The organism is Fodinicurvata halophila (assembly GCF_042651425.1).
GTDB lineage: Bacteria > Pseudomonadota > Alphaproteobacteria > Kiloniellales > DSM-21159 > Fodinicurvata > Fodinicurvata halophila.
On the sequence record NZ_JBHSCW010000002.1, the window covers coordinates 21,075 to 44,233 of the forward strand.

Genomic DNA, 23,159 nt, shown 5'->3' on the forward strand with positions numbered 1-23,159 from the left:
GGATTCCTCAGATTTCCGTGCGCACCACCCGCGCCAGGGTCAGTGCCTCCACCTGGGCGGCTCCGGCGCGCACCAGCGTTCTTGCGCAGGATTCCAGCGTGGCCCCGGTGGTGTAGACGTCGTCGATCAGCAGAACCCGCGCGCCAGCCACTCGTTCCTCCCAGCCGGAGCGCACGGCAAATGCGCCGCGCACATTCCGCTCCCGTTCGGAGGCACTCATCTGCCCCTGCGAGGGTGTCTTCCGGGTGCGCTGCAGCAGATCCGCGGCCAGACGCGCCTGGGGCGCAGCCTTCGCAAGTGGGCGCGCCAGAAGGGCGGCCTGGTTGTATCGGCGCCGGAACAGCCGCCAGTGATGAAGCGGGACCGGAACCACCAGATCGCAGTTGTCCAGTAGCTCCCCTCCCGCCCTGCGCATCCACTCGGCAAAGACCGGCGCGGACTGAAGGTGGTCGGCATGCTTGAAACGAAGGACCATCTCGCGGCTGACCTCCCCATAGGCAACCGCGCTCCGGATACGCTGGCAGGACGGATGGCGCCGCAGGCAGGCGCCGCAAAGAGCGGTGTCTTCCGCCTCATAGGCGAAGGGCAGACCGCAAGCGGCACACAACGGCGCGCTCAAAAAGGTCAGACCGCCCCAGCAATCGCCGCAGATCAATCCCTGCTTTCCCACAGGCTGGCTGCAGCCGGGACAAAGCGGTGGCAGGATCACGTCCACCAACGTTGCCAAACCTCCGCTCCTGCGAGGGGCTCGAAGCTGCATGACACGTCACTCCCGAGTCTGCGCAGAAGGGATTCGGGGCTTTCTCCAACCCGCCTGCTGGGCCATATCTTACACTATGGATGATTCGATCGAGATTTTCGACCGGCGGATCCTGCGCCGGCATCGCGACCGGGCCGCAGCCGGCTTCGGGGACCACGACTTCCTGTTCATGGAGGTGGGGGAACGCCTGCTCGACCGTCTGGACGACGTGAAGCGCGACTTTTCCTCCATCCTCGAACTGGGATGCCGCACTGGCGGGTTCTCTGCAGCTTTGCAGCGGAAGTATCCTGAAGCCCGTCTCGTCTCCTGCGACGTCTCCCCTGCGATGGCCGCCCGGGCGCGCAGCGACGAACGACCGGTCCTGGTGGCCGACGAGGAAGCCCTGCCCTTTGCGCCGGCCTCCTTCGACCTGGTGTTCAGCGTTCTTGACCTGCACTGGGTGAACGACCTGCCCGGCTGCCTGCTTCAATTGCGTCAGGCCATGCGTCCCGACGGCCTTCTGCTTGTGGCCGTTTGTGGCGGAGACACCCTCTTCGAATTGCGCAGCAGCCTGGTCCAGGCAGAAACCATGCTGGAGAACGGCCTCAGCCCGCGCATCTCTCCCATGACCGAACTGCGCGACCTGGGGGGCCTGCTCCAGCGCAGCGGCTTTGCCCTGCCGGTCGCCGATTCCGATACCTTGACCGTAACCTATGCGGACCCCTTTCGCCTGATGCAGGACCTGCGTGCGATGGGGGAAAGCAATGCCGCACGCCACCGCCGCCAGACCTTTACGCGCAGGCAGACCCTGGCCCAGGCGGCACGTCTTTATTTCGAGCAGTTCGCGACTGACGACGGGCGCCTGCCGGCCACCTTCCAGGTCTTCTACATGACCGCCTGGTCGCCGCACGAGAGCCAACCCAGCCCGTTGCGTCCCGGCAGTGCCGAGCACCGTCTCGCCGATGCCCTCGACAGCCAGGAGGAGAGCACCGACGACCCCGTTTCCTCAGAATAATTATTATATATCATATAATTATATTATTTATTGGAAGCTTTCAAAAATATGTTGCAACTGCGATAAGATGACCTATCTATTGAGGGTAACACAAAGCATACGGGTGACCGCTCCCGGACGATTCCCCTATCCCGAAAGAAGGAGAGAACAATCATGTCGCTCAATACCGGAATTCCCGCCGAAGACCGCAAGACCATTTCCGAGGGTCTCTCCAAGGTCCTGGCCGACAGTTACACGCTTTATCTCAAGACGCACAATTTCCACTGGAACGTGAGCGGACCGCAGTTCTCCGCACTGCACAATCTCTTCGAGGAGCAGTACAAGGAACTGGCCGCCGCGGTTGACGAGATTGCCGAGCGCATCCGGGCGCTAGGGCACACCGCGCCGGGCAGCTACAAGGCCTTTTCGCAGCTGAAGTCCATCGAGGAAGCCGAGGACGTGCCGGATTCCAAAACCATGCTGCGCCAACTGGCGGAGGACAACGAAACAGTTGCCCGCACCGCCCGCTCGGTCTTCCCGGCCACGGAGAGCGCCACGGACGAAGCGACGGCCGATCTGCTGACTCAGCGTCTCGCCGCCCACGAGAAGGCTGCCTGGATGCTTCGTTCCCATCTCGAATAAGGTTCTGCAAGAGCCCTCACGAAAAGCCCGCGGCCCCGCCGCGGGCTTTTTTCATGGGCAGCTACGCACGAAGTTGTGATTTTGACTTGGGCTGCTTTCGGCCTATCTCTGGGATCAGGATAATACGTGAGGAGATGCCCAATGCTGATCCGCAGGAAACGCGGCTGGGAAATCCCGGAAAGCCAGGTCACCCCCGAGGAGGTTTTCCGCAATCGCCGCCGCATCATAAAGGCGGCCGGCGCGGGGTCGCTGCTGCTTGCCGGCTGCAGCCTGCTCTCCGCCTGCAGCGACATGGACGGCTCCACCGAGGCCAACGCGGCCGAAGGGGGGCCCTTCGCTCAAGTCCCCGAGGATCCCTCGGCCGATCTCTACCCCGTGGAGCGCAACGACCGCTATCAGGTCGAGCGCGCGATCACGGAACGGGAGCTGAGCGGCACCTATACCAATTTCTATGAATTCGGCTCGTCCAAGACCATCTGGCAGAAGGCTCAGTCCCTGCCGATCCGTCCCTGGACCTTGAGGGTCGAGGGCGAGGTTGAGGACCCCTTCGACATTGCCATCGACGACCTGCTGAAGCAAATGCCGCTGGAGGAGCGCGTCTACCGCCTGCGCTGTGTCGAGGCCTGGTCTATGGTGATCCCCTGGTCCGGCTTCCAGTTGAGCCATCTGCTGGACCTGGCCCGTCCGACTTCCGAGGCCCGCTACATCCGGTTCACGACCCTGGAGGACCCCGAGGTCATGAGCGGCCAGCGCGCCGGCTGGTATCCCTGGCCCTACGTGGAAGGATTGACGATGGAGGAAGCCGGCAACGAGCTGGCCTTCATGGGAACCGGTATGTACGGCGCCCCCCTGCCCAAGCAGAACGGGGCTCCGCTGCGCCTGGTTGTGCCTTGGAAGTACGGTTTCAAGTCGATCAAGTCGATCGTCTCCATCGCCTTCACGCGCGAGCGTCCGGTGTCCTTCTGGGAAGAGATCGCGGGCAACGAGTACGGCTTCTGGGCCAACGTCAATCCGGAGGTGGCGCATCCGCGCTGGAGCCAGGCGGAGGAACGGGTGATCGGCACCGATGAGCACGTGCCGACCCAGCTTTACAACGGCTATGGCGATTACGTGGCCGAACTCTACGCCGGCATGGATCAGGGCGACCGGCTCTTCCGATAGGCCGCACAGGCCACGCGCTCTTCCTCGGGCAGCGACAGCAGGTTGAGCAGCCCGGTGAAGGCCGGATCGCGCTGAACCACCCGGAAAAGCGGTACGTCCTCCAGATAGTCGGCGAAACGGCCCTTGTCGGCGAAAATGCGTCGAAAGCGCTGCTCATCGAACAGCGGGCCCAGGTGCCGCAACACGCCCCCGGTCAGGTACAAGCCGCCGAATGCGCCAAAGGCCAGGGCGGCATTGCCGGCGCTAATGGCCAGGAAATCGGTGAAGAATCCAACTGCGGCCTGGGCAAGGGGGCACTGCTCTTTGGCCGCCCGCGCCACGACATCGGAAGGCGAGAGGTCCGGGACTGTCTTGCCCTCGCCCTCCGCCACGGCCTGAAACAGGACCACCAGTCCCGCCCCACTCACCACCCGCTCCACCGAGGCATGGCCGAAACGCCGCCGCACACGAGCCAGCACATCCGCCTGGCTGTCCTCCAGGGCCGCCTGGGTCATGTGACCGCCTTCTCCCACCACCGGGCGCCAGCGACCGCCACCCAGAGGCAGCAGGCCTGCCATGCCGAGGCCCGTTCCCGGCCCCAGCAGGACTCGGGCAGACTGGTCGTGAACCGGCCTGTCGTTCAGTGCTCGACAGCTCTCCGCTCCCAGGACTGGCAAGGCGAGCACCTGGGCGGTGAAGTCGTTGAGCAGGAGCAGCTCGCTTCCGCTCAGGTATCGCTCGAGGGCCGGAATGTCGATGCGCCAGCCGCGATTGGTCATCTGGATCACGCGGCCGCGAATCGGCGCAGCCACGGCCAGGGCAGTCGCCACAAGCGCTCGGTCCCCTGCCTCCTTCAGAAAGGACTTCAACGCGCTCAGGAAATCCAGGTCCTCGCGCGCCTCGACCACCTGGCGATGCAAGGGGGCACTTCCAAGGCCGCTCTCCCCGTCATAGAGAGCAAAGCGTGCGTTCGTCCCGCCGATATCGGCGAGAAGCCAACAGCCCTTCCGGTCTCCGCGTGACACCCCCATGCCTCAGGTGGCCTCCAGCGCCGCGATGAAACTCCTGCGCCAGGCCGTGATATCCTGTTGGCGAATGGTGTCCATCAGAGCGGACCAGCGCTCCTTGCGTTCCTCCAGGGACATGCTGAGCGCCCGCTGCACGGCTTCTCCGGTGTTTTCGTAGTCCAGCGGATTGACGATCAGGGCTTCCTTCAGTTCGTGAGCCGCACCGGCAAAGCGGGAGAGCACCAGAACCCCCGGATCCTCGGGATCCTGGGCCGCCACGTATTCCTTGGCGACAAGGTTCATTCCGTCCCTGAGGGGTGTCACCAGGGCCACCCGGCTGTGACGCAGGACCCCGGCCAGGGTCCTGCGCGCCAGTCCGCGGTTGATATAGCGCAGCGGCGTCCAGTCCACTTCGGCAAAGCGTCCGTTGATGCGCCCCGACAACCCTTCCAGCCGGCTGCGGATCAGCTTGTATTCCGGCACGTCGATGCGCGAATAGGGGGCGATCTGCAGGAAGGTGACGCGCTGGCGATTCTCGGGATAGCGATCGAGGAGATGCTCGAAGGACAGGAAGCGTTCGGGCAGGCCCTTGCTGTAGTCCAGCCGATCGACTCCGACCATCAGCGAGCGCCCGTCCAGGCTTTCGCGCAGACGGTTCGCGACATCCGAGCGCTCGCTCTCTTCGGCTGCGCTGGCAAAGCCGTCGGGGTCGATGGAGATGGGGAAGACCTGGGCCCTGAACTGCCGGCCGAAAGCCTCGAACTCTTCATTGGCATGCACCTGCCCCCCGGCCTCGTGGGTGATGTAATCCTCGAATGAGCGCAGGTCGGTCGGGGACTGGAAACCGATCAGGTCGCAGTGACACAGCGAGGAGACCAGTTCGCGGTGGTTGGGCAAAGTGGCGAAGACATCGGCCGAGGGGAAGGGCGTGTGCAGGAAGAAGCCGATGCGGTTCTTAACGCCGGCCTGGCGCAGGTCCCGCGGCGCCATCATCAGGTGATAGTCGTGCAGCCAGATCAGGTCGTCTTCCTTGAGCAAGGGAACCAACTGGCTGACGAAGTTCGCGTTCACACGCTGATAGGTGCGGAAATGTTCGCTGTGATACTCCATAAGGTCACTGCGGTAATGCAGCACCGGCCAGAGAATGCGGTTGGCATAGCCGTTGTAGTAGCCGCTGTGCTCGGCCGGGGTAAGGTCCACCGTGACCGTCTCGAAGGGATTGGCCTGCGTAGGCGCGCTATGCTTCGGCGTGTCCAACGGGGCCTCCCGGACGTTCCCGCTCCAGCCGAACCACAACCCCTTGCTCTCGCGCAGCGTCTCCAGGATGGCCACGGCCAGTCCACCGGCACCTCCCTTCGAGCTGCCTTCCGTGATCGAGGCCACACGATTGGAAACGATGACGGTCCGCCTCATTCCAGGGCCTCCCAGCTTTTGCTCAGCCGCGTCGCCGAATGCACGATTCCGACCAGGGAATAGGTCTGCGGGAAATTGCCCCAGAGCTCTCCCGTCTCCGGATGCAGGTCCTCGGAGAGCAGGCCCACGTGATTGCGGCAGGACATCATGTGCTCCAGCAGCTCCCTCGCCTCTTCCTTGCGCCCCACGGCGGACAGCGCATCAATGTACCAGAAGGTGCAAATCGTGAATGCGGTCTCGGGGACACCGAAATCGTCGGGGGCATGGTAGCGATAGAGATAGTTGCCCTTCTTGAGCTCGCGTTCCACCGCCGCCAGCGTCCCGAGATAGCGCGGGTCGTCCGCGGCGATGAACCCCAGTTCGTGCATCAGCAGCAAGCTGGCGTCGATCTCCTCACCATCAAACGATTCGACGAAACTCGATACCTTTTCATTCCAGCTGCGCTCCATGATGACCGCGCGCAGGCGGTCGGCCTCCGAGCGCCAGAAGCCCTTGCGGTCCTCCAGGCCGAGGTGAGCCGCGATCCGTGCCAGGCGGTCGCAGGCCGCCCAGCACATCAGGCTGGAATAGGTGTGGACCTTCTGTGTCCCGCGCAGTTCCCAGGGGCCTGCATCCGGCTGGTCGAAGCGCAGACGGGCCTGTTCGCCCAATGCCTCCAGGCGGTGGAACAGCTCCACGCCCCCCGGCGACATCAGACGGCAATCGAAGAAGCATTGCGTGGCCGCCAGGATCACGCTGCCATAGCCGTCGTTCTGGATCTGGGTATAAGCCTGATTGCCGACCCGTACTGGTCCCATGCCGCGATAGCCGGGCAGGCTGTCGATCTTCCGCTCGTCCAGTTTTTCGTCCAGGCCAATCCCGAAGACCGGCTGCAGATAGCCGTCCTGGGCGCTGCTGACGATGTTCAGGATATAGCGCAGGAACCCCTCCATGGTCTTGGTCGCACCAAGTCGGTTCAGCGCATTGACCACGAAGTACGAATCCCTGAGCCAGCAGAAGCGGTAGTCCCAGTTGCGCCCCGAATCGGGCGCTTCGGGAATCGAGGTGGTCAGCGCGGCGATGATGGCGCCGGTCTCTTCGAAATTGCTGAGCTTCAGGGTGATGGCGGCGCGGATGACCGCCTCCTGCCACTCGAAGGGAATCGAAAGCGAGCGCGTCCAGCCACGCCAGTAGGCATCGGTCTGCTCGATCATGCGTACGGCCGTGGCCTCGATGGATTCCGTCAGGCTCTCGTCCGGCCCCAGGATGAGGTATTCGTCCTGCTCCAGCAGAAACCAGCGCTCCGAGAGCACATAGGACATCGGCGAGGTGGTGTAGAGGCGCAGGGTAAGACCCGGCGACACGAATCGGGCATGGTTGCTGCCACGGGTTCGCTCTGGCTGCGCGGCACCATAACCATACCTTGGATGCAAGCGTACGCGTACACGCGGGGTTCCCGACAATGGTCGCATACGGCGCACCACCATGGTCGGGCGGAAGGTGCGGTCGAACTGCTTGTAGCGTGGCGCACAGTCGGTCACCTCGATGGCACTGCCGTCGCCGGCATAGAGCCGGGTGGTAAGAACGGCGGAATTGCGCTGGTAGAACTGCTCGGACCGTTCGTAGCCGTCGAGGTCGATGGCGAAGAGCCCCTGATCGGTTTCCTCTCCGCCCAGCAGGGCATTGAACCAGGGGTCGCTTTCGAAATCCGGAAAGCAGCACCAGACGATGCGCGCCGCGCGGTCCACGAGCGCCCCGAGAACACAATTCCCGATCACGGCCAGGTCGAGGCCGGGGTTTACCTTGTCCGTCATTACGTCCTTTCGCGCGTCTGCTCGGATGAAACGTCGCTTGCCAGCTGACTCAGCCAGCGCCGCAGGTCCGCGGCCGAAGCAATGGACCAGCGCGCAGCGCTGTCCCGCGAACCGACCAGGACGGAATGCCCGTCCAGTTCGTTCACCTTGCGAAATCCGTCTTCGTCGGTGATATCGTCGCCGATGAAGATCGGGCGCCGCCCGGCGAAGGGCCGCTCCGCCATGAAGGCGGCAATGGCCGTACCCTTGTTGCTGCCCGGCACACGCAGTTCGACCACCATCTTGCCGCGCTGCAGCAGCAGCGGGGGCGTACAGGTGGGCACCAGAGCCTCCGCCAAGGCCAGCACCTCGCGTTCCAACTCCGGGGCCTGGCGATAGTGCAGGGCCAGTCCACGGGACTTGCGTTCCAGGAACAGTTCGGGATGGCAATCCACGAAGAGCGCCAGGCGCGATTCCACCTGCGAGAACCCCTCGGGCAGATCGAACCCGGGCAGCAGTTGCCCGCTGGCGCTGCGCCGCTCAAGTCCGTGCTGGCCGGCCGCCGGAAGATGCAGAGGAGCAAACAGGCTGTCCAGTTCCTTCAGCGGCCGGCCGCTGATCAGGGCCAGCGCGCCGCAGAGCCGGCTGCGCAGGCAGGCGAGACTCTGGACCAGCACCTCGTCGGCCCGGACATCGCCTGGATGATCGGCAATATCGAGAAGAGAGCCGTCCACATCAAGGAACAACGCCCAATCACCGGAAAACTCGGGTACAGCATCTGGGGGCTGTGTCGCAGGTTCTGCGGCCCGAATCATGACCTCGCCTTGCAGGACTGGAAAACGGGAAGCGCCTTAAATGCGCCTTTTCAAGGACCTAACCTAGTCCCTCACCCGCTGCCAGGCAACCGGCCATCTCGCTTCCCTGACTCGGCTGCGTGGCCGGGCAACAGGATTATCACTTGCCTTCGGACTCCCGAAGAGGCTTTTAGGAGGGCGTGACCCGCCTGGACCGGCAAAAGGCTGTCGATGGACCTTCTCCCTTTATTCCTGCAGGCTCTCGTCATCGGCTTTGCCGTGGCCGTTCCGCTGGGGCCGATCGGCCTGTTGTGCATCGAGCGCACGCTGAGCCGCGGCATTGGTGCCGGCCTGTCCACGGGACTGGGCGTGGCGGCGGCCGATGTCGTCTATGCGGCGCTGGTGGCCTATGGCGCGCGCTGGGTGGCCGAGGAGATGATGCCCTTCAGGGACATCCTGCGCTTCGGCGGCGGCGCTGTGATCATCCTGCTGGGCCTGCGCACCTTCTTCCAGAAGCCGGAGGCCCGCTTGCCGCGGGGTGTGACTCTCAGCGGCTCGACCTTCGCGACCTCCTTCATGCTGACCCTGGCCAATCCGCTGGTCCTGGTGGGCTTCATCGCCATCTTCGCCGCGTTGGAGATGGGCAAGGCGATCCAGGACTCCAGCCACGCCCTGCAGGTCGTCGGCGGCATCTTCCTGGGATCGATGGCCTGGTGGGCCTGCCTGACCGGCCTGGTCTCAGCCATCCGGCATCATCTGGACCGGCGCACCCTGATCTGGGTGAACCGCTGCGCCGGAACGGTCTTGATGCTGCTGGGGGTGCTGGTGATGATCTTCGGCAACCAGTAGGGCCGTCAGCGCCGGCCGAAAAGGCGCTCGATATCGGCCAGCTTCAGCTCCACGTAGGTGGGGCGGCCGTGGTTGCACTGCCCGCTGTGCGGCGTGGCCTCCATCTGCCGCAGCAGGGCGTTCATCTCCTCCGTGTTGAGACGCCGCCCGGCCCTGACCGAACCGTGGCAGGCCAGCGTGCCACAAACCTCCTCAAGCTTTTCCCTCAGGCTCAACGCCTGGTCCATCTCGGCGAGCTCGTCGGCAAGGTCGCGAATCAGTCCCTGGACATCCAGGCGTCCCATCAGGGCCGGAACCTCGCGCACCAGCAGGCTGCCTTCACCGAAGCCCTCGACTTCCAGGCCGAGTTCGGACAGTTCCTCGCGGCGCGCCAGCACACGCGCGGCGGCGGCTTCATCCAGCTCCACCACTTCGGGGATCAACAGGGCCTGACGCGCCACCCCGCGGGCGGCGATCTCCTCTTTCATGCGCTCGTACACCAGTCGCTCATGCGCGGCGTGCTGGTCGACGATCACGATGCCGTCGCGCGTCTGCGCCACCACATAGGTCTCGTGCAGCTGCGCGCGGGCCGCGCCCAGGGGATAGTCATCCACCGGGATCGCGGGCTCGTGAACCGTCGCCGGTTGCGAATCCGCCTCCTGCGCGACGGCTTCGGCAGTGGCCTCCGCCTGCCGTCCTGACGGCGGTGCCTGGAGGCCCGGCAACGGAGCATGGTAGCTGTCAGCGCCCTCGGCAAATCCCGCCGCGGCAGGCTGGTGCCAACCCTGGGGCGCGGCCGGTCTGTAACCTCCACCGCCCGGCGGCGCACCGCCGGGACGGAAGGAGCCCAGGGCCGAGCCGGCAACGGTGGTCGACGCCCTGTGCCCGGCCTCGGCCAGGGCATGGCGGCAGGCCGAGACGATCAGGCCGCGCACCAGCCCCGGATCCCGGAACCGCACCTCGGCCTTGGCGGGGTGGACGTTCACATCCACCTCCTCCGGAGGCAGTTCCAGGAACAGCGCCACCACAGGATGGCGGTCGCGCGCCAGGAAGTCCTGGTAGGCGCCGCGGATCGCCCCCAGCAGCAGGCGATCGCGCACCGGCCGACCGTTGACGAAGAGGAACTGCTGCTGGGCATTGGCCCGGTTGTAGGTGGGCAGGCCGATCAGGCCCTCCAGGCGCAGCTTCTCGCGCACGGCCTCGACCGGCAGGCAGTTTTCGCCGAATTCACGGCCCAGGATGGCAGACAACCGCTTGCGCCGGGCATCGAAGAGCTCCGGTCCGCCGCTTTCCAGGTTCAGGACCGTCTTCTTCTCGTCGCTCAGCGTGAAGGCCACGTTGGGATGTGCCATGGCGAGGCGCTCCACGCCGTCCCGGACATAGCCCTGTTCCGTGCGCGCCGTCTTGAGGAACTTCAGGCGGGCCGGCGTGGCGAAGAACAGGTCGCGCACCTCCACGCGGGTGCCGTGGCCCAGCGCGACCGGTTTCGGCTGGTCCATCCGGCCGCCTTCCACGGAGACCGACCAGGCCTCGGACGCGCCCGCCTGGCGGCTGGCAAGACTCACACGCGCCACCGCACCGATGGACGGCAGGGCCTCGCCCCGGAATCCCAGCGAATCGATATGCACCAGGTCGTCGTCGGGCAGCTTCGATGTGGCATGACGCTCCAGCGCCAGCGTCAGCTCTTCGGGCGACATCCCGCCTCCGTCATCGCTGACGCAGAGATAGGCACAGCCACCTTCTCGCAGCGAGACTGCAATCTGTCCCGCACCCGCATCCAGGGCGTTCTCCACAAGTTCCTTGACCACGGCGGAGGGACGTTCGATCACCTCCCCGGCGGCGATGCGGTTGACCAGTGTCTCCGGCAGGCGTCGGATCGTCATGCGGACTCTCTTGCCCCCTTCTTCAGGTAATCGCGCGCCAGCTGCTTGCCTTCCTCCACTGCCGGCTGGTCGAAGGGATTCACCTGCAGCAGTTCGGCGGCGAAGACCGTTTCCAGCATGAAATGCATCAGCAGGCCGCCCAGCACGGTTTCGTCCAGGTCGTCCAGCGTGATGACCCGTGTCGGGCGGCGATGCCGGATCAGGGTCTCGGCGGTGGCCCGGGCCATGGCATCCAGCAGGTCGCCCATGCTGTGCCCGGCCAGGTAATCCAGGGCCGGATCCTCAGCCAGATCCGCCGGAATGGAAGCGCCCTCGGGCGCCTCGGACATGCGGATCAGGGTGAAGAGCTTGTCCCGGGGGCCTTCCAGGTAGAGCTGCAGCTGGCTGTGCTGGTCCACCGCGCCCATGGCGCGGATCGGGGTCAGGCCGCGGCCCTGCTTGCCCAGGCTCTCGGCCCAGAGCTGCCGGAACCACAGGCCGAAATATCCCAGGCGGTCCAGATAGGGCATCAGCACGCTCTGGGTCAGCCCGGCGCGGCGGGCATACTCGACGGACAGGACTGCCCCGGCCTGCGGCGACCCCCGCTCCTCAGCGCCCCCGCCGAGGCTGCGATCCAGGACCTCCTTCGCGCCGCGGCGCAGGGCCGCCGCATCCAGGCCCGCCAGCAGTGCCGGCAACAGGCCCACCACGGAGAGCACCGAATAACGCCCGCCCACGCCCTCGTCATGATCCAGGCAGGGCAGGTGATAGCGTTCGGCCAAGGCCTTGAGCGGACTGTCCTTGGGCTCCGTAATCACCGCCACCTGGCGGGCCAGGCGGCTTTCGTCGACCTCGGTCAGCAGGGCCTCGAGAACAAGCATGGTCTGGCACAGTGTTTCGGCCGTAGCGCCGGACTTGGAAACCGCCACCACGCCGAGACGGGGCAGGTCCACGGCGGCGAGGAAATCGTCGAAGCTGTGCGGATCCACGTTGTCCAGGAAATGCAGGTTGGGCCCGCCCAGCCTGTTGCCGTAGCCGCTGTCGGCTAGCGCGTAGAGAGCCTGAGCGCCCAGCGACGAACCGCCGGTGCCCAGAATCAGGATATCGTCGCAGGTTTCGGCCAGCGAGGCGGCGAGCTCGCCCGCCCGGGCCAGGTCCTCGGTGCGTTCGGGCAGCTGCAGGAATTCCGGACCCGAGCCCGCCGCGCGCTGCTCCGCCAGCTTGCGGGTCGCGGGCGTCAGCGTCTCCAGGCCCGCCTTCAGGTCCTCTCCGGTCAGGGCGTCGTCACGTCCGGGCTCTGTCAGACAGCCTTCCACATCGATACGAAACGGCATGCTCCCTCCTTCAGGCTCGGCTGCGGGGTATTCTTGGGAAGCCGGAGGCTGCACACAAGTGACTTTGCGAGGGCCTTTCCAACCCTCTGGTTTGCCTGAACTTTAGTCCTGGGCTGCGTCGCGTTTCGGCAGCACCAGATTCGACTCGACGCCTTCCGGCTGGCCCACAACCACGAAGGTCAGGGCCTCGGGCTGCAACAGCTCGCCGGCCACGCGCTTCACGTCCTCCAGGCCCACCTCGGCGATCTCCTCCCGCCGCCGGTCGATGTAGTCGATGCCCAGGTTGTCCATCTGTATGGAGAGCAGCACGGAGGCGATGCTGTCGCTGCTGTCCAGCTGCAGCGCGAAGGCACCGGTAACATAGCTCTTGGCATGCTCCAGTTCCTCTTCCGTCGGCCCCTCCTCGGCCAGGCGCTCCCATTCGGCGCGCAGGACCTCCAGGCTTTCGTCCACCCGGGCGTTCTGCGTAGCCAGACCGCCCGCCAGTACAGCCGCATGATCCATGGTATTGAGGCCGGTGCTGACCGAATAGACCAGGCCGCGCTCCTTTCGGATTTCCTCGTACAGGCGCGAGGAGAAACTGCCGCCGCCAAGGATGTAATTCACGATATAGGCCGAATAGAAATCGGGATCGTCGCGCGCCATCCCCGGTTGGGCCAGGGCCACCACGGACTGTGGCTGGTCGCGCTCGACCACCGCTACGCCGCCGCTGCTGAGCGGCTGGACGGAGGGCACCTCGATGGCGGGGCTCTCCTTGGGCAGGTCGCCGAAGGTCTCGTCCAGCAGCGTCCCGAGCTCCTCCGGCGTGATATCGCCGGTCACCGCAATGTGCATACGGTCCCGCGCCAGCTGCTCCTGCAGGAACGCCCGCATGTCGGCCACCTCGATGGAGGCGATGCTCGCCGGCGTTCCCTCGGTCGGACGGCCATAGGGATGATCCGGGAACAGCAGGCGATAGAGTCCGTTCCAGGCAATCGACTGCGGGTCCTCCAGGCGCCGGGCCTGCATGACCTGGTACTGGCTTTTCAGGCGCTTCACCGCCTGCGGGTCGAAGCGGGGTTCGGTCAGCGCCATCCGCAGGTAGTCGAAGGCATCCTCGCGATGGCGGGTCAGCGTCATGAGCGACCCGCTGAAACGGTCGCGGCTGGCGGAGAAGGACATGCGGATCGAGCGATCGGCCAGCGCCTCCTGGAAGGCCGTCGAATCCATGTCCCCGGCCCCCTCGTCCAACAGGGCGGAGGTCAGGCCGGCGAGACCTTCCTTGCCTTCGGGATCGGTGGACGCCCCGCCGCGGAAGGCGAACTCCATCGCCAGCACGGGATTGCTGTGATCCTCCACCAGCCAGGCCTCGATGCCCTGGGGCGAGACCACCTTCTGGATGTCCATGGCCTGTACACTCAGAGGCAGGCCGAGCGAGACAAGCAGGGCGCCGAGGACGGCTGGCAGCCGGTGAAGGGAGAACTCTGTCCACATGATGCGTGCTGTCCTCAAGATGTCGGTTCGCTTTTCAGGACACCGGTCACCGAGCGATCGGGGTCGAAGACCAGCTCGGCGGCGGCCTCGACCTCCTCGGCAGTCACCTCGCCGATGCGCTCGGGCCAGGCCTCGATATCCTCCAGGGACTGTCCCGTGGTCAGCGCCCGGCCGATGAAATGCGCGGGGCCGCTGACGGAATCCTGGGCATAGGCGACAGAGTCCATCAGGCGCTGGCGGGCGCGCTCCACCTCCTGCTCGCTGACACCCTTCTCCAACAGGCGTTCGATTTCCTCCCGCAACGCCGTTTCGGCCGCCTCCAGATCAGCACTGTCGCGCGGGGTTACGGATACGGAGAATTCCGAGAGATCAAGGCTGTTGGCGCGATAGCTGGCTCCGGCGCCGGCGGCAACCTCCTGCTTGACCACCATCTCCTGGTAGAAGCGGCCGGTTTGTCCACCCAGAAGTTCTTCGAGAACCTGGAGTGCATAGGGCGCGCGTTCGCTGCTCTCGCCCAGGGCCTTGTTGTAGCTGGGCGCCAGGTACCTGATGCTCACGGATGATTGACCCACCTGGGGATCCGCCAGTTCCACCCGGCGGCCCGCCCACTGTGTCGGCTCTTCCACCCGCTTGCGCTCCGGCACGGCGCGCCGTTCGATGTCGCCGTAGTGCGTCTCGGCCAGGCGGCGCACCTCTTCGACACTGGTATCCCCGGCCACGATCAGGATGGCGTTGTTGGGCGCATACCAGGTCTCGTAGAACTCCAGGGCATCCTCTTCACCCAGCTGGCGGATCTCGTTCTCCCAGCCGATGATCGGCTGGCCATAGGGATGATGGAGATAGAGTGCGGCAGAGGCCATTTCGCTGAGCCGCGAGGCGGGTTGGTTCTCCGTGCGGCTGCGCCGTTCCTCGAGCACGACGTCGCGCTCTGGAATCACCTCCTCCTCGTCCAGCGCCAGGCCGGTCATGCGGTCGGCTTCCAGTTCCATGACCATGTCCAGGCGATCGCTGGCGATGGTCTGGAAATAGGCCGTGAAGTCATAGGAGGTATAGGCGTTGTCGCGCCCGCCTTCGCGCGCCACGAGACGCGAGAATTCGCCGGCTTCGACCTCGTCGGTTCCCTTGAACATCAGGTGCTCGAGAAAGTGCGCTATTCCCGATTCCCCGACGGGCTCGTCGGCTGATCCCACGCGGTACCAGATCATGTGGGTCAGGATCGGCGCCCGGTCGTTCGGCACCACGACAACCTGCAGGCCGTTGTCCAGGGTGAAGCTTTCCGGTTCGAAGACCTGCGCCTTGGCAGTGAAGGCCAGGGCGCCGCTCATCACGAGAACGAGGAGGGCAAGAATAGGACGCATGGTCACTTTCCGGGGCTGGGATGATCCGAACACCCGATTGATATGGGGCCGGTCTGCGGCCTCGCAATCCGCAGACCGTCAGAGATCCTCAGAAAAACTTCTCGAAGAGCGTTTGTTCGGGCTTCTCGATGACCGGAACGCCTTCGCCTGTGGGTGTCTCGCCCATGGCGGAGGCTGCGCGCAGCCTGCGGGATTCGGCTGCAGGGTCGATCACCTCACCCGGCTGCTCCTCGTCGGAGCTCCAGAAGATCAGGTCCTCGACCAAGCTTTCGTTGGCCTCGTTGATCTCGCGCGTTTCCTGCTCGACGACCTGCCGGATATCGGAATCGGCCTCGTCGGCGCCAGCAGCCCGGGCCAGAGCCGCCTCGCCGGGCGAACGACCGTCCGTCGGCATCTCCTGTTCGGCAGAGCCGTTTTCCGTATCCTCGATCCGGAAAACGGTCTGGCGCGCCTGCTCCGTGGGCGATCCCTCCTGCGGACGCCGTGCGCCGGGCTCGGGCGGACGCAGTGAAAAATCGGGCGGCATCGTCAGAGGCGCCCGCGAGACAACGCGGAATTCATCGGGGGCCGAACGCGTCAGCCCGAATTGCTTGCGAATGTCACTGCCGCAGCCCGCAAGCAGCAGAACTGCTGCCAGCAGACCCGCGACACCTGCCGTACGCTGAAATCTCGTCATCACACCTGCCACCTTTCGCGTGCTGTTCCCGCTTTAATCTTTAACGCCGTCTTGCGCCCCGAACAACCCGTCCCATAGCAGCAGGGCGACACCTGCCACAATAGCCGAGTCGGCCAGGTTGAATGCCGGCCAATGCCAGCCTGCATAATGGAAGTCGAGAAAATCCACCACACCTGGATGCAGGAAGCGGTCGATCACGTTGCCTGCGGCGCCCCCGCTCACCAGACCGACTGCCAGGACAGTCAGGGCACTTGTCTGCTGTCGCAGCCAATAGAGCAGCGCGATCACGATAACCGTGGACAGGGCCGCCAGCAGGTACGGCTGCCAGGGATTGCCCCCGGCCAGCAAGCCGAAGGAGACACCCCGGTTATAGGTCAGGACCAGGTTGAAGAAGCTCGTGACCTCGATGCTGCGCGGCGGCTGCATCACGCCCAACAGAATGTACCACTTGCTGGCCTGGTCCAGGACCATGACCACTGCAGCAAGGCCCAGGGCACGCCCCAGGGCTGCACGTGTGTGCAGCGTCATTGGGCCGCTGCGTCCTGCTGCGCCACCGCTGAGGCACAACGTCCGCAGACCCCCGGTGCCTCCGGATAGCTGCCCACCTCGGGCAGCACCTGCCAGCAGCGCTCGCACTTCTCGCCCTCGGCCTCCTGCACCACCACGGCGACCCCCGGAATCTCCTCCAGGCGATATGCCGTTTCAGGGGCGGACTCCGCCTTCAGCTCGACGTCCGAGGTAATGCAGATCTCCGCGAAATCCTCGCCTTCCAGCAGTGCCCGCAGGCTTGGATCTTCCACATAGACGGCCGGCCGGGCCTGGAGAGAGGAGCCGATGCGCTTTTCCGCCCGCTCCAGTTCCAGCGCACCGGTCACGACGCGGCGCGCCTGGCGGATGCCGGCCCATTTCTCGGCCAGTTCGGGCTGCTCCCACGCCCTGGCAATCTCGGGGAAGGTCCGCAGGTGGACGCTTTCGGCCTCTTTGAGCTTGCCGCGCGCCCACCAGGCCTCCTCGGCGGTGAAGCAGAGGATGGGCGCCAGCCAGGCGCTCAGATGATCGAACAGGATGTCCATGACCGTCCGGCAGGCCCGCCGCTTGGCCGATTCCGGCGGATCGCAGTAGAGGCAGTCCTTGCGCACATCCAGGTAGAAAGCCGAGAGGTCGACGGCGCAGAAATGGTGCAGGGTCTGGTAGATCTCGTGGAAGCTGAACGCCTCGCAGCCACTGCGCACGATCCGGTCGATCTCGTGGACGCGATGCAGGACCCAGCGCTCGAGTTCGGGCAGCTCCTCGTAGGCCACCTTTTCGGTCTCGTCGAAGCCGTCCAGGGCCCCCAGCAGATAGCGCAGGGTGTTGCGCAGGCGGCGGTAGGCATCGACCTGGTACTTCAGAATCTCCTTGCCGATGCGCAGGTCCTCGGAGAAGTCGGAGGCCACGACCCACAGCCGCAGGATGTCCGCGCCCTCGCGGTCGATGACGTCATAGGGCGCGGTCACGTTGCCCAGCGACTTGGACATCTTGCGGCTTTTCTCGTCCAGCACGAAGCCGTGGGTCAGCACCGCCTCGTAAGGCGCGCGCCCCCGTGTGCCGCAGGATTCCAGCAGCGAGGTATGGAACCAGCCGCGGTGCTGGTCCGAGCCTTCCAGGTAGAGCGAGGCCGGCCACTTCAGGTCGTCGCGGGCCTCCAGCACGAAGGAGTGGGTGGAGCCGCTGTCGAACCAGACCTCGACCACGTCCTGGATCTGCTCGTACTCCTCGGCGCTGTAGTCATCGCCCAGCCAGCGTTGCGGCGGCGAGGTGAACCAGGCATCGCCGCCCTCGGCCTCGAAGGCCTCGGCCACGCGATCGATCACGGCCTGGTCGCGCAGCGGCTCGCCCGTTTCCTTGTGCACGAACAGCGGCAGGGGCACGCCCCACAGGCGCTGGCGCGAGATGCACCAGTCGGGGCGCTGCTCGATCATGCTGCGCAGGCGCAGCTGGCCGCGCGGCGGCACGAAGCGGGTCTCGTCGATGGCCGCCAGCGCCTTCTCCCGCAGGCCGTTCTCGTCCATGGAGATGAACCACTGCGGCGTGTTGCGGAAGATCAGCGGCGCCTTGGAGCGCCAGGAATGCGGATAACTGTGCCTGAGCGAGCCCTTGGTCAGCAGCTTGCCGGCCTCCATCAGAGCCTTGATGACGGCGCCGTTGGCATCGCCGTCCTTGCCCTCCTGGGTATAGATCACCTTGCCGGCGAACAGCGGCACATGCGGCAGGAAGCGCCCGTCCCCGTCGATGGTCTGGGGAATCTCCAGGCCGTGCTCAAGGCCCAGGTAATAGTCGTCCGTGCCATGTCCGGGCGCCGCATGGACGAAGCCCGTTCCCTGGTCGGTGGTGACGAAATCGCCCGGCAGCAGCGGTGTGTCCTGGGGATAGCCCTGGTCGTGGAAGGGATGATCGAGGATGCCCCCGGCCAGGTCGCGCCCCTTCAGCGTGTCCAGGCGGCGCACCGTCTCGATGCCGGCATCCGAGAGCAGCTGCTCCTCCAGCTCCGTGGCGACCAGGAAGCGCTCGCCCGGCACAGCCAGGGATGTCTCGGCGACCTCCCCGACTTCCAGCAGGACATAATCCATGTCCTCGCCATAGACGACAGCGCGGTTGCCCGGAATGGTCCAGGGCGTCGTCGTCCAGATCAGGACAGAGGCGCCTTCCAGGGACGGGCTGGGGGCCTTGCGGAAGGGAAAGCGCACCCAGATGGTGGGCGACTTGTGCTCGTGGTATTCCACCTCGGCGTCGGCCAGGGCCGTCTTCTCGGCCACCGACCAGAGAACCGGCCGCGAGCCCGCATAGAGGCTGCCGTTCAAGAGGAACTTGCCGATCTCGCGCACGATCTGCGCCTCGGCCGAGAAGGCCATGGTGGTATAAGGCTGCTTCCAGTCGCCGATCACGCCCAGGCGCTGGAATTCCTCGGTCTGCTGGGCCACCCAGCGCTCGGCGAAGGAGCGGCATTCCTGGCGGAACTCCACCCGGTCGACGGTGTCCTTGTCCAGGCCCTTGGCACGATAGCCCTCCTCCACCTTCCATTCGATGGGCAGGCCGTGGCAGTCCCAGCCGGGTACGTAGTTGGCATCCTTGCCCAGCATCTGCTGGCCGCGGTTGATCACATCCTTCAGGATCTTGTTCAGCGCGTGGCCCATGTGCAGGTGGCCGTTGGCATAGGGCGGGCCGTCGTGCAGGACAAATTTCTCCCGGCCGCGCGCCTCTTCGCGCTGGCGGCGATAGAGATCCATGTCCTTCCAGCGCTCCAGGATCTCCGGCTCGCGCTTCGCCAGGCCCGCGCGCATGGGAAATTCGGTCTTGGGCAGGAAAACGGTGGAACGGTAGTCACGGGTCATCTGGAGGCAACCTTGGGCTGGGCTGGAAAGCTCTTGTGGCCGGTCCGCGGCAGGATCGGCGGGCGCCGGCCGGTCCCCGAAAGGCGCATTGCCGCTCGACGGGCCGACAGGCATCGTGTCACCCCGACCTTCCTCAGAAGGCCGGGCCGATAATTCGACGTCTGTCGGACACCTGCGCACACCGCATCATGGGCGCGGATGGTAATCATCCCGCGTTCCGGGTCAAGCGCGATACGGGGGTTTTGAGCGGTGTCGGGGTTTTGCGCGGCCGTGCGGCGCGTCGAGCTATTCGGCTGCCGCGGTCTGCTGCTGCCGGCTGGCCACCATCAGCGTGGCCTCACCCTCCAGGACGGTCTTGCCGCCGACCAGGCAGACGGTCTCGAAGACCACCCGACGGCTTTCGCGGTCGACGGACTTGATCTCGACACGCGCGGTCACCGTGTCCCCGATCCGCACGGGGCGCTTGAAGCTGAGCGACTGGTCCACATAGATGGCCCCCGGCCCCGGCAGCCGCGTGCCGAGCACGGTGGAGACGAAACCTGCAGTCAGCATGCCATGGGCGATGCGTCCCTTGAACATCGTGGTCTCGGCGTAGTCCTGGTCGAGATGCAGTGGATTGGTATCCCCCGTAAGGCCGGCATAGAGAACGATGTCCGCTTCCGTCACGGTCTTGCTGAACTGCTCGACCATTCCGGTTTCGAGATCTTCCAGGCAATACCCCTGCGAACCTTGCATGCTGTCCTGTCCTTCCCTGTGTGCAATTCGGGACGGAACGTCCCCGTGCCCCTTATATATTGTGCAATGCAAAAAATACTACGGGGCGAAAAGCAGTGCAAACATTACGCTTTCTCTCTGAATTTCCTGAGTTTTTCCGGAAGATGGAGTCGCCCCACGATTTTGCGTGATGTTTTGCGCACGCGAGATGCGCTCAATGATCGCGGCCATGGCGCATGCCGGTGCTCTGGCACGGCCTCGGGCAGGCTTCACCACCTCCTCAGCTACATCTAGAGCGATACGGCGAACAGACATACAACCCCTATGAATGCGGGGCTGTTGCTAGCGAAATGCGATTTCCGCGTGGCTTGTCAGGGGGATGGCTGCAGGGCGAAATCGTGACATCTGACTGATTGCTGGTGATTTACGATTCAAAATGGGGTAGAGTGGCCATTCGTTTTGCCATGCATTGAGCCATCGGAATTTGTGGTCTCCACATGTCGGTTGTAAGAGACACCAGAGACGGGACGGGCGTCCCCGGGAATCGCATTTCCAGCATGGTCCCAGTACAGGAAAGTCGGCATGGCTACATCACGGCGTCCCGCAGTGGGGGCGCCGTTTGTTTTCTCGCGTGGAGTCTTTAGCAAGTGATGAGCGATTTTTCCGGGTCGGATGCCTCCCAGTCCCAAGTCAAGGCAGTCGTCAAATGGTTCAACGCCACCAAGGGGTTCGGCTTCGTGCAACCCATGGACGGCTCGCCGGATGCCTTCCTTCACGTTTCAGTGCTTCAGACCATCGGGCGTAATGACCTGCCTGAAGGTGCGGAGCTGATTTGCGAAATCGGTCCGGGACGCAAGGGGCTTCAGGTTTCGACGATCACCAGCATTGAATCCATCCCCGACGCGCCCCCGGCCGGGGGAGGCTTCGATCACAGCCAGGCCCCGGCGGGGCCCGAGGTTCAGGGAACGGTCAAGTTCTTCAACGCCGAGAAGGGCTTCGGCTTCGTCGTTCCCGATGACGGCGGCAAGGACGTCTTCGTGTCCCTGCGTGTGCTGGAACGAGCCCGCCTCAGTGCCCTCGAGCCCGACCAGCGGGTGCGCATGACGACCCGCATGGGACAGAAGGGCCCCATGGCGGAAACGGTCGAACTGGACTGAGATCCCCGACCCGCCGGACCTATCCCGGCAGGTGGAGATCAGGCGCAGCCACGGGCATGGTCGCCCGAGGCTGCGTTTTTGCTTTTCGACGGCTTTCACCCAGTAAGTCGCCCGCGTAGGGCTGATTAGGCTGCAAGGCAGCTATAAATACATAGCCAATTGATGCATAGAGGAACTATGTATATGCAGGCGGCATGAGCGAGAATGCCGAAAGTCCTGCCGCGGAGCGCGCACACCTGGACCTGACCTGCCCCGCCTACTGGCGCGGCACCATCAAGATGGGCCTGTCGCGCTTCTTCATCCTGCGCGTGCTCCATGACGGGCCCTTGCATGGCTACGACATCGCGCGGGCCGTGGCGCGCACCACGAACGGCTGTTGCTCGCCCACCGAAGGCGCGCTCTACCCGGCCCTGAAGGAATTCGAGAAGGGTGGGTACGTCACGGTCACCCCCCAGATCGTCGGCGGCCGCACCCGCAAGGTCTACAGCCTGACGGCGCGCGGGCGCACGGCCTTCCAGGTGGCGCTGGACGCCTGGATGGAGGTGACCGACTGCCTGCTGGATACCGAAAGGCAGTTCGGTCAGCCGGCCGAGCGCGCCGAGCAGGAGGAGGAACGGTGACGACAGACGTCCCGAGCGAAGGCCGGCAGCGCGCAGGCCAGCGCCGCTTCATCGCCGCCCTCGGCGTGGGCCAGATCATGTCCTGGGGCACCTTCTATTACAGCTTCCCCCTGATCGCCGAGGCCATGGCCCCGGACCTGGCGGCCGACAAGCCAGCCATCTACGGGGCGGCCACCCTGGGCCTGGCCGTTTCCAGCCTGGCCGCCTATCCCATCGGCGCTGCCATCGACCGCGGCCACGGACGCGCCATCATGGCCACTGGCTTCCTGCTCGGCGGCCTGATGCTGCTGGCCTGGAGCCAGGTGAGCGCCATCTGGCAGCTCTATCCCATCTTCATGGGTGTGGGCCTGACCATAGCGGCCACCCTCTATGACCCGGCTTTCGCGGTCGTGGCGCGCCGTCTTGGCCGCGAGGCCCGACAGGGAATCACCGCGCTCACGCTCTGGGGCGGCTTTGCCAGCACGGTCTTCATCCCGCTGATCCAGGTCCTGCTGGATCGCACGGACTGGCGCGAAACCCTGATCGCTCTCGGCGCAATCAACCTGGTTGTGGGCGTCGGCCTGCACCTGCGCACCATCGACCCCAGGCAGGATATCAGGGCCGTCGACACCGAAACCGACGCCCAGTCCGATCAACCGCCTGCACTGGAAGGCAACACCGCCCTACGCTGGGCCAGCCGCCGTCTCGTGTTCTGGGCTCTTCTGATCGCTTTCACGCTCTATTTCGGAAGCTTCTCGGCACTCACATTCCACCTCTATCCCCTGCTGCTGGAGCGTGGTTTCACCGCCACCACGGTGGTCAGCGCCATCGCCATCATCGGTCCGGCCCAGGTGGCCGGCCGCGTGGTCATCTGGACCCTGGCCCGGCACAAGCCAATCCGCCAGGTCGGCCTGGTGGCCACGCTGGGCTTTCCCCTGGCGCTGGCCCTGCTGATCCTGCTGCCCGACCACTTTGTCGTCCTGGCCCTCTTCGCGCTGATCTACGGTGCGGCCAACGGCATCATGACCATCGTGCGCGGCCTGGCCGTTCCGGAGATGCTGAGTCGCCAGGCCTATGGCGCTATCAACGGCGCCATCTCTGCTCCCAGCAATGCCGCCAAGGCCCTCGCCCCGGTGGGCGCCGCCCTGCTCTGGTCGGCCAGCGGCTCCTACGACTCACTGCTGCTGGCCGCCGGCGCGGCCGGCCTCCTAGTGGTCGCCAGCTTCGCCACCGCCGCCTGGTACAGCGCCCGCAGCGCAGCCTCACGCCCGTCCTGATCTTCAAGG

The 23,159-nt window shown here is 65.2% G+C and carries 20 protein-coding genes; 7 read left to right on the forward strand and 13 right to left on the reverse strand.

Translation table 11 applies throughout. The features are described from left to right. Positions 1 to 7 precede the first annotated feature (7 nt). Positions 8 to 727, reverse strand: coding sequence for a ComF family protein (locus ACFOW6_RS03910; RefSeq protein ID WP_382421031.1), 720 nt, complete (start codon positions 725 to 727; stop codon positions 8 to 10). Between the two features lie 109 nt (positions 728 to 836). Here ACFOW6_RS03910 and ACFOW6_RS03915 point away from each other — a divergent pair, with 109 nt between their 5' ends. The 3 genes from ACFOW6_RS03915 (at position 837) to msrP (ending at position 3,536) form a co-directional block, all read left to right on the forward strand. Continuing rightward, entirely contained in the window at positions 837 to 1,754 is a 918-nt protein-coding gene (locus tag ACFOW6_RS03915; protein ID WP_382421032.1) for a methyltransferase domain-containing protein, read from the forward strand. 153 nt (positions 1,755 to 1,907) lie between these two features. Beyond that, complete coding sequence (locus ACFOW6_RS03920) at positions 1,908 to 2,375, forward strand: Dps family protein (RefSeq protein ID WP_382421033.1); 468 nt, start codon at positions 1,908 to 1,910, stop codon at positions 2,373 to 2,375. Positions 2,376 to 2,516: 141 nt separating this feature from the next. Next, positions 2,517 to 3,536 carry a protein-methionine-sulfoxide reductase catalytic subunit MsrP gene (msrP, locus tag ACFOW6_RS03925; protein ID WP_382421034.1) on the forward strand — a complete coding sequence of 340 codons (1,020 nt, stop codon included), beginning with the start codon at positions 2,517 to 2,519 and terminating at the stop codon, positions 3,534 to 3,536. On the opposite strand, the gene ACFOW6_RS03930 is transcribed toward msrP, so the two are convergent. From ACFOW6_RS03930 to otsB, 4 genes are read right to left on the reverse strand one after another with little or no spacing between them, the layout of a single operon-like run. Beyond that, positions 3,512 to 4,546: a glucokinase gene (locus ACFOW6_RS03930; protein ID WP_382421035.1), complete on the reverse strand. Its 1,035-nt coding sequence runs from the start codon at positions 4,544 to 4,546 to the stop codon at positions 3,512 to 3,514. The two genes, msrP and ACFOW6_RS03930, sit on opposite strands and share 25 nt — an antisense overlap. 3 nt (positions 4,547 to 4,549) lie before the next feature. After that, positions 4,550 to 5,935 carry an alpha,alpha-trehalose-phosphate synthase (UDP-forming) gene (gene otsA, locus ACFOW6_RS03935; protein ID WP_382421036.1) on the reverse strand — a complete coding sequence of 462 codons (1,386 nt, stop codon included), beginning with the start codon at positions 5,933 to 5,935 and terminating at the stop codon, positions 4,550 to 4,552. Beyond that, positions 5,932 to 7,728 (reverse strand): glycoside hydrolase family 15 protein, encoded by a 1,797-nt coding sequence (locus tag ACFOW6_RS03940; protein WP_382421037.1) that lies wholly within the window; start codon positions 7,726 to 7,728, stop codon positions 5,932 to 5,934. Before ACFOW6_RS03940 ends, otsA begins: the two co-directional genes overlap by 4 nt. After that, positions 7,728 to 8,522: a trehalose-phosphatase gene (gene otsB, locus ACFOW6_RS03945; protein WP_382421038.1), complete on the reverse strand. Its 795-nt coding sequence runs from the start codon at positions 8,520 to 8,522 to the stop codon at positions 7,728 to 7,730. Before otsB ends, ACFOW6_RS03940 begins: the two co-directional genes overlap by 1 nt. A 210-nt stretch (positions 8,523 to 8,732) precedes the next feature. Between otsB and ACFOW6_RS03950 the strand changes: the two genes are divergently transcribed. Continuing rightward, the gene (locus tag ACFOW6_RS03950) at positions 8,733 to 9,350 is read left to right on the forward strand and encodes a LysE family translocator (protein WP_382421039.1); all 618 of its coding nucleotides are present in this window, start codon (positions 8,733 to 8,735) and stop codon (positions 9,348 to 9,350) included. Between the two features lie 5 nt (positions 9,351 to 9,355). Here ACFOW6_RS03950 and mutL read toward each other — a convergent pair whose 3' ends face one another. The 8 genes from mutL to ACFOW6_RS03990 form a co-directional block, all read right to left on the reverse strand. Beyond that, the gene (gene mutL / locus ACFOW6_RS03955) at positions 9,356 to 11,212 is read right to left on the reverse strand and encodes a DNA mismatch repair endonuclease MutL (RefSeq protein WP_382421040.1); all 1,857 of its coding nucleotides are present in this window, start codon (positions 11,210 to 11,212) and stop codon (positions 9,356 to 9,358) included. Then, on the reverse strand, positions 11,209 to 12,525 hold the full coding sequence (locus ACFOW6_RS03960; RefSeq protein ID WP_382421041.1) for a glucose-6-phosphate isomerase: 1,317 nt from the start codon (positions 12,523 to 12,525) through the stop codon (positions 11,209 to 11,211). The genes mutL and ACFOW6_RS03960 overlap by 4 nt, the downstream gene beginning before the upstream one ends. A gap of 102 nt (positions 12,526 to 12,627) precedes the next feature. Next, positions 12,628 to 13,998 (reverse strand): M16 family metallopeptidase, encoded by a 1,371-nt coding sequence (locus tag ACFOW6_RS03965; RefSeq protein ID WP_382421042.1) that lies wholly within the window; start codon positions 13,996 to 13,998, stop codon positions 12,628 to 12,630. Between the two features lie 14 nt (positions 13,999 to 14,012). Continuing rightward, on the reverse strand, positions 14,013 to 15,356 hold the full coding sequence (locus ACFOW6_RS03970; protein ID WP_382421043.1) for a M16 family metallopeptidase: 1,344 nt from the start codon (positions 15,354 to 15,356) through the stop codon (positions 14,013 to 14,015). Positions 15,357 to 15,444: 88 nt separating this feature from the next. After that, positions 15,445 to 16,032: a DUF3035 domain-containing protein gene (locus ACFOW6_RS03975; RefSeq protein ID WP_382421044.1), complete on the reverse strand. Its 588-nt coding sequence runs from the start codon at positions 16,030 to 16,032 to the stop codon at positions 15,445 to 15,447. 33 nt (positions 16,033 to 16,065) lie between these two features. After that, the gene (lspA, locus tag ACFOW6_RS03980) at positions 16,066 to 16,560 is read right to left on the reverse strand and encodes a signal peptidase II (RefSeq protein ID WP_382421045.1); all 495 of its coding nucleotides are present in this window, start codon (positions 16,558 to 16,560) and stop codon (positions 16,066 to 16,068) included. Beyond that, complete coding sequence (gene ileS, locus ACFOW6_RS03985) at positions 16,557 to 19,403, reverse strand: isoleucine--tRNA ligase (protein WP_382421046.1); 2,847 nt, start codon at positions 19,401 to 19,403, stop codon at positions 16,557 to 16,559. The genes lspA and ileS overlap by 4 nt, the downstream gene beginning before the upstream one ends. Positions 19,404 to 19,688: 285 nt before the next feature. Next, positions 19,689 to 20,138, reverse strand: a complete 450-nt coding sequence (locus ACFOW6_RS03990) for a MaoC family dehydratase (protein WP_382421047.1) — start codon at positions 20,136 to 20,138, stop codon at positions 19,689 to 19,691. A 629-nt stretch (positions 20,139 to 20,767) separates the two neighbouring features. Here ACFOW6_RS03990 and ACFOW6_RS03995 point away from each other — a divergent pair. The 3 genes from ACFOW6_RS03995 to ACFOW6_RS04005 all read left to right on the forward strand — a co-directional run bounded on the left by ACFOW6_RS03995 (position 20,768) and on the right by ACFOW6_RS04005 (position 23,150). Then, positions 20,768 to 21,274, forward strand: coding sequence for a cold-shock protein (locus ACFOW6_RS03995; RefSeq protein ID WP_382421048.1), 507 nt, complete (start codon positions 20,768 to 20,770; stop codon positions 21,272 to 21,274). A 194-nt stretch (positions 21,275 to 21,468) separates the two neighbouring features. Next, entirely contained in the window at positions 21,469 to 21,894 is a 426-nt protein-coding gene (locus ACFOW6_RS04000) for a PadR family transcriptional regulator (RefSeq protein ID WP_382421049.1), read from the forward strand. Next, positions 21,891 to 23,150, forward strand: a complete 1,260-nt coding sequence (locus ACFOW6_RS04005; RefSeq protein WP_382421050.1) for an MFS transporter — start codon at positions 21,891 to 21,893, stop codon at positions 23,148 to 23,150. The genes ACFOW6_RS04000 and ACFOW6_RS04005 overlap by 4 nt, the downstream gene beginning before the upstream one ends. Positions 23,151 to 23,159 lie beyond the last annotated feature (9 nt).

Bases quoted from the DNA above. Each gene is read 5' to 3' on its own strand.
- ACFOW6_RS03915 (WP_382421032.1), top strand. From the start codon at position 837: ATGGATGATTCGATCGAGATTTTCGACCGGCGGATCCTGCGCCGGCAT.
- ACFOW6_RS03920 (WP_382421033.1), top strand. From the start codon at position 1,908: ATGTCGCTCAATACCGGAATTCCCGCCGAAGACCGCAAGACCATTTCC.
- msrP (WP_382421034.1), top strand. From the start codon at position 2,517: ATGCTGATCCGCAGGAAACGCGGCTGGGAAATCCCGGAAAGCCAGGTC.
- ACFOW6_RS03930 (WP_382421035.1), bottom strand. From the start codon at position 4,546: ATGGGGGTGTCACGCGGAGACCGGAAGGGCTGTTGGCTTCTCGCCGAT.
- otsA (WP_382421036.1), bottom strand. From the start codon at position 5,935: ATGAGGCGGACCGTCATCGTTTCCAATCGTGTGGCCTCGATCACGGAA.
- ACFOW6_RS03940 (WP_382421037.1), bottom strand. From the start codon at position 7,728: ATGACGGACAAGGTAAACCCCGGCCTCGACCTGGCCGTGATCGGGAAT.
- otsB (WP_382421038.1), bottom strand. From the start codon at position 8,522: ATGATTCGGGCCGCAGAACCTGCGACACAGCCCCCAGATGCTGTACCC.
- ACFOW6_RS03950 (WP_382421039.1), top strand. From the start codon at position 8,733: ATGGACCTTCTCCCTTTATTCCTGCAGGCTCTCGTCATCGGCTTTGCC.
- mutL (WP_382421040.1), bottom strand. From the start codon at position 11,212: ATGACGATCCGACGCCTGCCGGAGACACTGGTCAACCGCATCGCCGCC.
- ACFOW6_RS03960 (WP_382421041.1), bottom strand. From the start codon at position 12,525: ATGCCGTTTCGTATCGATGTGGAAGGCTGTCTGACAGAGCCCGGACGT.
- ACFOW6_RS03965 (WP_382421042.1), bottom strand. From the start codon at position 13,998: ATGTGGACAGAGTTCTCCCTTCACCGGCTGCCAGCCGTCCTCGGCGCC.
- ACFOW6_RS03970 (WP_382421043.1), bottom strand. From the start codon at position 15,356: ATGCGTCCTATTCTTGCCCTCCTCGTTCTCGTGATGAGCGGCGCCCTG.
- ACFOW6_RS03975 (WP_382421044.1), bottom strand. From the start codon at position 16,032: ATGACGAGATTTCAGCGTACGGCAGGTGTCGCGGGTCTGCTGGCAGCA.
- lspA (WP_382421045.1), bottom strand. From the start codon at position 16,560: ATGACGCTGCACACACGTGCAGCCCTGGGGCGTGCCCTGGGCCTTGCT.
- ileS (WP_382421046.1), bottom strand. From the start codon at position 19,403: ATGACCCGTGACTACCGTTCCACCGTTTTCCTGCCCAAGACCGAATTT.
- ACFOW6_RS03990 (WP_382421047.1), bottom strand. From the start codon at position 20,138: ATGCAAGGTTCGCAGGGGTATTGCCTGGAAGATCTCGAAACCGGAATG.
- ACFOW6_RS03995 (WP_382421048.1), top strand. From the start codon at position 20,768: ATGAGCGATTTTTCCGGGTCGGATGCCTCCCAGTCCCAAGTCAAGGCA.
- ACFOW6_RS04000 (WP_382421049.1), top strand. From the start codon at position 21,469: ATGAGCGAGAATGCCGAAAGTCCTGCCGCGGAGCGCGCACACCTGGAC.